Consider the following 6000-nt stretch of genomic DNA (forward strand, 5'->3'; position numbering starts at 1 on the left):
TAAAAACGGATATACAATAACCTATTTTTATCAATTTGTAAATAAAAAAATAATAATCATTAATGTTTACAAACATGCCTTATTTATGCTATGCTGTATTGTCCTATAAAGGTGGGTGATTTTTATTTTCAATATTTTAAATCTCGCACTGATTGCCAAAGTGCTATAATAGGGCTTTTATGACAAGATAATTCTGCGATAAATCTGCAAATAAAGGCGTTATCTTGCCGATAGTAGGTATCAGCCTGCCTTGATTGTTGTATTGCCATGTCCGACCACACCGACCCTGATTATACCGACCCCGACCATACCCCATCATCACGACCGTCCAAACACGACATACATCAGAATGTCTTGTTACGTTGGGCGTTTTTTATCATGGGATTTATTTTTGTGGGGCTTGGGATTTTGGGGGCGATACTGCCCGGTATGCCGACCACGGTATTTATCCTGCTGGCAGGTTACTGCTGGGCGAAAAGCTCTCGGCGGTTTCATGGCTGGCTTATGAGACATAAGATTTTTGGTAAAATGCTCATCGACTGGGAAGAGCGACGTGCCATGCCACGCTTTGCCAAATATCTGGCGTGGAGCATGATGACGATGTCCAGTGCGTTTTTGTTTTGGCGACTGCCCCCCGATAAACTGTGGGTGGCGGTGCTGACAAGTGGGATTTGTCTGGTGACTGCCATTTGGATGTATCGTCTGCCTGATGCTTAGCACGCTTGATGCCTTGTCCTGTGGTTATTTTATGCTATAATGTTTACCAACCAAAAAGCACGGACAGCCATCATGGATAGATTTAATTTCAATTTTGCCCCCTACAATACCCTAACCCCCACCGAACAAAAACACCTGCAAAAACAAGTCCAAATCGTCTTTTTTGATGACAATGCTCCCATCATTACCGCAGGCGAGCCGATGGACGCTCTGTATGTCGTCATCAAAGGCGTGGTCAAAGAGCTTGGCGATGATGGTGACGTGGTGGCGTTGTACCGCACCAATGACAGTTTTGAGACACGGGCGTTGTTTGAAAATGTCAGTCCGCACAGCTTTATTTGTGCCGAGCAATGCCTTGTCTATGCCTTGCCTAAGTCCTTGATTTTAAATTTAATAAGCTCAAACGTGCGTTTTGGGGCGTATTTTTATGCAGGCATTGCCGAGCGGTTGTCTAGCATCACTCGGCACGAAGGGCATGAGCTGTCTCAGCTTTTTCATGCGAAGGTATCGGATGCTTTTCATCATGACACGCTGTGGGCAGATGGGGGCATGAGCCTTGCTAAGCTTGCTCGCCTGATGCGTGAACACAAAGCCAAATCGGTGCTGGTACGCCATGATGACAAGGTGGGGCTGATTACCGAGGCGATATTTCGTGATATTGTGGCAAATGGAGCGGACACAGGTGGGGCGATTTTTGCTCATGCCAACTTTGGGCTTGTTGGGATTGGCGGAGATGACTTTTTGTTCAATGCCTTGCTTACCATGATGAATCACCGCATTCAACGCCTTGTCGTCAAGGACGATGGGCGGATTGTGGGGATTTTGGAGCAGATGGATATTTTGGCGTATCTGTCAAGCCATAGCCATTTGGTTGCCGAGCGGTTGCACCGAGCGGACAGCCTTGATGAGCTTGCCAAGATTGCCCACAGCATGACTCAGTCCATCTCATCGTTGCAAGCCAGTGGCATGAGTGCTGTTCAGCTTGCTCGCCTAATGCAGGTGCTAAACGGACAACTGTTTGAAAAGGCGTGGCAGATGATAGCACCGCCTGAGATGGTCGCCAAGACGTGCCTTATCGTCATGGGGTCGGAGGGGCGTGGCGAGCAGGTGTTAAAGACCGACCAAGACAATGCCCTAATCGCCGATGATGACGTGGATATGAATGCCTTACATGAGTATGCGGTCAAGTTCTCCGATACACTTGACAAATTTGGCTATCCGCCATGTATGGGCGGAATTATGGTATCCAATCCCAAATGGTGTCAGACAGTCAGTGACTTTAAACGCACGGTCGCCCATTGGTGCAAAAGTGCCGATGGCGAGAGCCTCATGGACATGGCGATATTTTTGGATGCACGGACGGTGGCGGGTAAGACGGAGCTTCTTGATGAAGTCAAACGCCATCTGAACGCCCATTTGGATAAAGACGTGGGCATGCAGATGAATTTTGCCCGTGCGATTATGCAGTTTGATGAGCATAATCGGGGCTTTTTTGCCAAAATGCTGGGTAAAGCGGACAATCACAAAATGGACGTGAAAAAAATGGGGCTATTCCCTGTGGTGCATGGCGTGCGTGCGTTGGCGTTAAAGTCGGGGGTGGATGAGACCAGCACCTTTGAGCGACTTGTTGCTCTAAAAAATCAAGGCATTATCAGCGACACGCTCGCCAAAGATACGGCAGATGCTCTGGGGTATCTGATGAACATTCGCCTAAATGCAGGGCTGTTTTATGTGCGAAATGGCGAGCCGATTAGCCCCAATCAGGTGGATACCGAGCTACTTTCTACCTTGGAGCGTGATTTGTTAAAAGATGCGTTGGCGGTGGTCAAACGCTTTAAACATGAAGTCAAATCACAGTTTGGACTTCATAATGAGTGATGATATACCTAACGAATTTGATATTTACCACAGGCTTTGTAGGGACTGGCTCCGCACGTCCTTTGATAACACACCAATTTTATAGGCGTGTTCAGCACGCCCCTACATCCATACAGCATTACGTTTATAGTAATTTAAAAGTTTATTGGGTGTACCAATCTAAATACGACGCACAGACAGGGCGGATTATTATCCGTCCTAACCATGCCTTTAAAATAATGCCTTTAACATCATTTTTTTTAACATCATTCCTTGGGCTGTATTATCACTGGCAACACCAAGCCACGCCCGAACTCATCGGCAAAGACATAATCAAACTTATCCGCCACGACATCGGGGGTGGTCGTGATGACGAGCGTCATGTCCGCCCCATCAGTGAGCTGATGGGCGATGTATCTGCCGTCTCTTAATTGGTCTAGGATTTTGCTAAGTACTTCGGGGCTTGCCATGGCGATGACCATGCTGTGTTGGGCTTGCTTGTCCGTGATGTCATAGGCTTTGGCGTAATTTTTGACCGCCATGCTATCAAGGGCGATGAGGTAGTCATACGTTGCCGTGTCTGCCTTGGGCGTGTCGGTGAGAATGTGGGTCTTGTCAAGGGCGATTTTGCCGTCAGCGGTGGTTAGTGGCTGTACATCAGGCAAGGCGGACGGGTCGGATGTGCTAAGCTCACTGGCAAGAGCTTGTAAGTCGTGGGGGTTCTCGGGGGTGGTTGGCTCGCTCGGTTGCTCGGCAGATAATTGTGTAGATGACTCATCAGGCGACTGACCCGTGGCAGGGGCAAAGTTATGCTCGGTGGCGGATTTGTCGCAGGCACTCAGGGCAAGCATGGCGATGAAAAGGAAGGTGTATTTCATGATAATCCTTATGAGTTAAAGCGTGATACGTCTTGGCAGGGCTGACTGATACGCCGTTGTACGGTGGCAGGCGATGTGCCTGTATGCTCGGCAAGGGTTTTAAGTGGTGAGTGCAGTCGTCTTGGAGTGGGTTTGGCAGGGTTTTGTCGGGGTCATCTAGGTCTTGGGTCATGGTCGGCAAGCAAAATTTTTGGTAAATTTTATCAAAAGTAGCCAATTTTTGCAAAAATTAATCATCATGATGATAAAAGATAAAAATTTTTATCAAACAAACCTTTTATAATACGTCATCTTTTATCAATGTATCAACCAAAGACCATGAACCTTGCCCTACCCGCCCAATTTAGCTTACCCAAAAACACCTTTGCCCTAGGTGTAACCCTTGCTATCTTGTCCAATGTCATGTTTGCCATGGTTTATGCTTATGGCAAGTGGCTACCGCCCTTGACGGGGACGGCGGTGTTTTTGTGGCGGATGGTCATGATGTGGGGGTGTTTGGTGATACTCATCAGCACGCTTGGCAAATGGGAATTTGTGTTGGGCGGGCTGTCTCGGGTCAAGGGGGTTCGGGGCTGGGCGTGGTTACTTGCCCCCACGCCCATTCTTGCCAGTCAGTTGTGGCTGTTTGTCTATGCACCCCTAAATGGTCATGGCGTGGCGGTGTCTATGGGCTATTTTTTGTTCCCGCTGGTGATGGTATTGGTTGGCTTTGTCATGGGTGAGCGGCTTACTCGCTTGCAGTGGCTTGCGGTGGCATGTGCAGGCGTGGGCGTGGGCATGGAGATTGTGCGGACGGGACGGGTCAGCTGGGCGACGTTTTGGGTGTGTTTGGCTTATCCGATTTTTTATGTGATGAGACGGCGACAAAATATCCCTGCCTTGACGGGGCTGTTTGTGGATTTGAGTATCATTGCCCCCATTTGCCTTGTGGCGTTGTGTTTTCATGAGTCTGCAATGTCGGCGGTTATCGGCTCGCCTGTGATGATATTCAAGGTCATCGGTTTGGGGCTCATTAGCGTATTATCGCAACAGGCGAACCTAGAAGCCAACCGCTTACTGCCCACGTCTTTGTTTGGATTGCTCGGTTATCTTGAACCTGCGTTGCTGTTTGTCCTTGCCATTACGGTGTTGGGCGGAGCGTTTGAATGGCAAATGCTGACAAGTTTTGGGCTGATTTGGGTGGGGATTATTTGTTTGTTGATACAGGGTGTGGCAAAGCGGTGGGGGTTTAAATGATGGCGTCGCCTGTTATTTAACCACTTGTGACATTGCCCAATTGTCATTTTTTCGTGACAAATTGTGTTGTATTCTTTTTAAAATCTACTACAATGGCAAATGCCTTATTTTAAGTATGGTGTGCTGAACTTTTGTATTTGCAATGAAAAATGAGAAAAATCGCACGTTTTTCAAGGAAAAAATGCAGGCTGATAGTCGTTCTATCAAACGAGCTTTTGACGCAGAAAAACAATCCGACCACTTAACTGGGTAAATTTTAAGTTGTGTTATAAAGGTTCAACACACCCCAAGGTGTTCCCCCTTTAACATTTGGATTTTATCATGAGCCGTACCCTATTTCGCACCAAGTGTCTAAGTTTGGCATTGATGAGTGTATTTGCCTTGACTGCTTGTAACAAAGAGTCAGCACCCGCCCAAGAGACCGCCCCACAGTCAGCGACCACAACTGCCCCAGCAGAGAGCAACGTCCAACAAGCGGACGCACCCAAAGACACTGCCAATCTACCGACTTATCGTGTGGCGATTGACCCTTATTACCCACCTTTTGAGTATTTGGACGAAAACGGTAAAATCGTCGGTTTTGACGTTGATTTGCTAGACGCCATTGCCGAAAAAGAAGGGTTTAAACCTGATTATCAAGCCAATGAGATTTTAAATATCGTCCCATCGGTACAAGAAGGCAAGGACGATTTGGGAGCGTCATCCATCTTTATCCTGCCTGAGCGCCAAGAAGTGGTGGATTACTCGGAGTCTTATTTTGAGTTGCCATTGGCATTTTTGGGCTTGGAAAAAGAAGGTCGCCCACAATCCATTAATGACATCACTGGTAAAACCATCGCCGTACAAAAGAATATCGTCATGGAAACCATCGTTGATGAAGAGTATGTGCCAAAGGGTAATGAAAAGCATGGTGTCAAAAGTAACTTCCTTGCCTTTCAAAACGTCATCCAAGGTCATAGCGATGTCATGATTGACAACGTGGTGACGCTACAAGGCTTTTTACCAAAAACAGAAGGTAAAGAGATTTACACCCTGCAACTGCCCAAAGAGAAAAACCTACAATTGGGTTATGTGGTACAAAAAGGCAACACCGAGCTACTAAACAAGCTTAACAGCGGTCTTAAGAAGGTCAAAGAAGACGGCACTTATGATAAGTGGTTTGGTAAAGATTCACAGTACCCCATCGTTAATATGACCGTTAACACCAATGCTCAGTAAGTCTTTTTAAAAGACAGTACAAACAAAAGCCCCACGTGTTGGGGTTTTTGTTTTGGGTGATTGTTGGGCTACTATTGGGGCAAAAAACAGCTAC

General features: G+C 47.1%; 6 protein-coding genes. 4 read left to right on the forward strand and 2 right to left on the reverse strand.

The annotated features are described in order from the left end of the window. Positions 1 to 267 precede the first annotated feature (267 nt). Both B5J94_RS02200 and B5J94_RS02205 read left to right on the forward strand, forming a co-directional pair. Positions 268 to 717 carry a YbaN family protein gene (locus B5J94_RS02200; protein WP_079363906.1) on the forward strand — a complete coding sequence of 150 codons (450 nt, stop codon included), beginning with the start codon at positions 268 to 270 and terminating at the stop codon, positions 715 to 717. A gap of 72 nt (positions 718 to 789) precedes the next feature. Beyond that, entirely contained in the window at positions 790 to 2595 is a 1806-nt protein-coding gene (locus B5J94_RS02205) for a DUF294 nucleotidyltransferase-like domain-containing protein (protein WP_062498834.1), read from the forward strand. A gap of 245 nt (positions 2596 to 2840) precedes the next feature. Here the strand turns inward: B5J94_RS02205 and B5J94_RS02210 are convergent, their stop codons facing one another. Then, on the reverse strand, positions 2841 to 3452 hold the full coding sequence (locus B5J94_RS02210) for a hypothetical protein (RefSeq protein WP_062498821.1): 612 nt from the start codon (positions 3450 to 3452) through the stop codon (positions 2841 to 2843). After that, positions 3382 to 3624, reverse strand: a complete 243-nt coding sequence (locus B5J94_RS13795; RefSeq protein WP_143821880.1) for a hypothetical protein — start codon at positions 3622 to 3624, stop codon at positions 3382 to 3384. Before B5J94_RS13795 ends, B5J94_RS02210 begins: the two co-directional genes overlap by 71 nt. Positions 3625 to 3770: 146 nt before the next feature. Between B5J94_RS13795 and B5J94_RS02215 the strand changes: the two genes are divergently transcribed. Together B5J94_RS02215 and B5J94_RS02220 are read left to right on the forward strand one after the other, a co-directional pair. After that, entirely contained in the window at positions 3771 to 4688 is a 918-nt protein-coding gene (locus tag B5J94_RS02215; RefSeq protein WP_228144499.1) for an EamA family transporter, read from the forward strand. Between the two features lie 321 nt (positions 4689 to 5009). Then, positions 5010 to 5906, forward strand: coding sequence for a substrate-binding periplasmic protein (locus B5J94_RS02220; protein ID WP_062501697.1), 897 nt, complete (start codon positions 5010 to 5012; stop codon positions 5904 to 5906). Positions 5907 to 6000 lie beyond the last annotated feature (94 nt).

The sequence above is a fragment of the Moraxella lacunata genome (assembly GCF_002027545.1).
Taxonomy (GTDB): Bacteria; Pseudomonadota; Gammaproteobacteria; order Pseudomonadales; family Moraxellaceae; genus Moraxella; species Moraxella lacunata.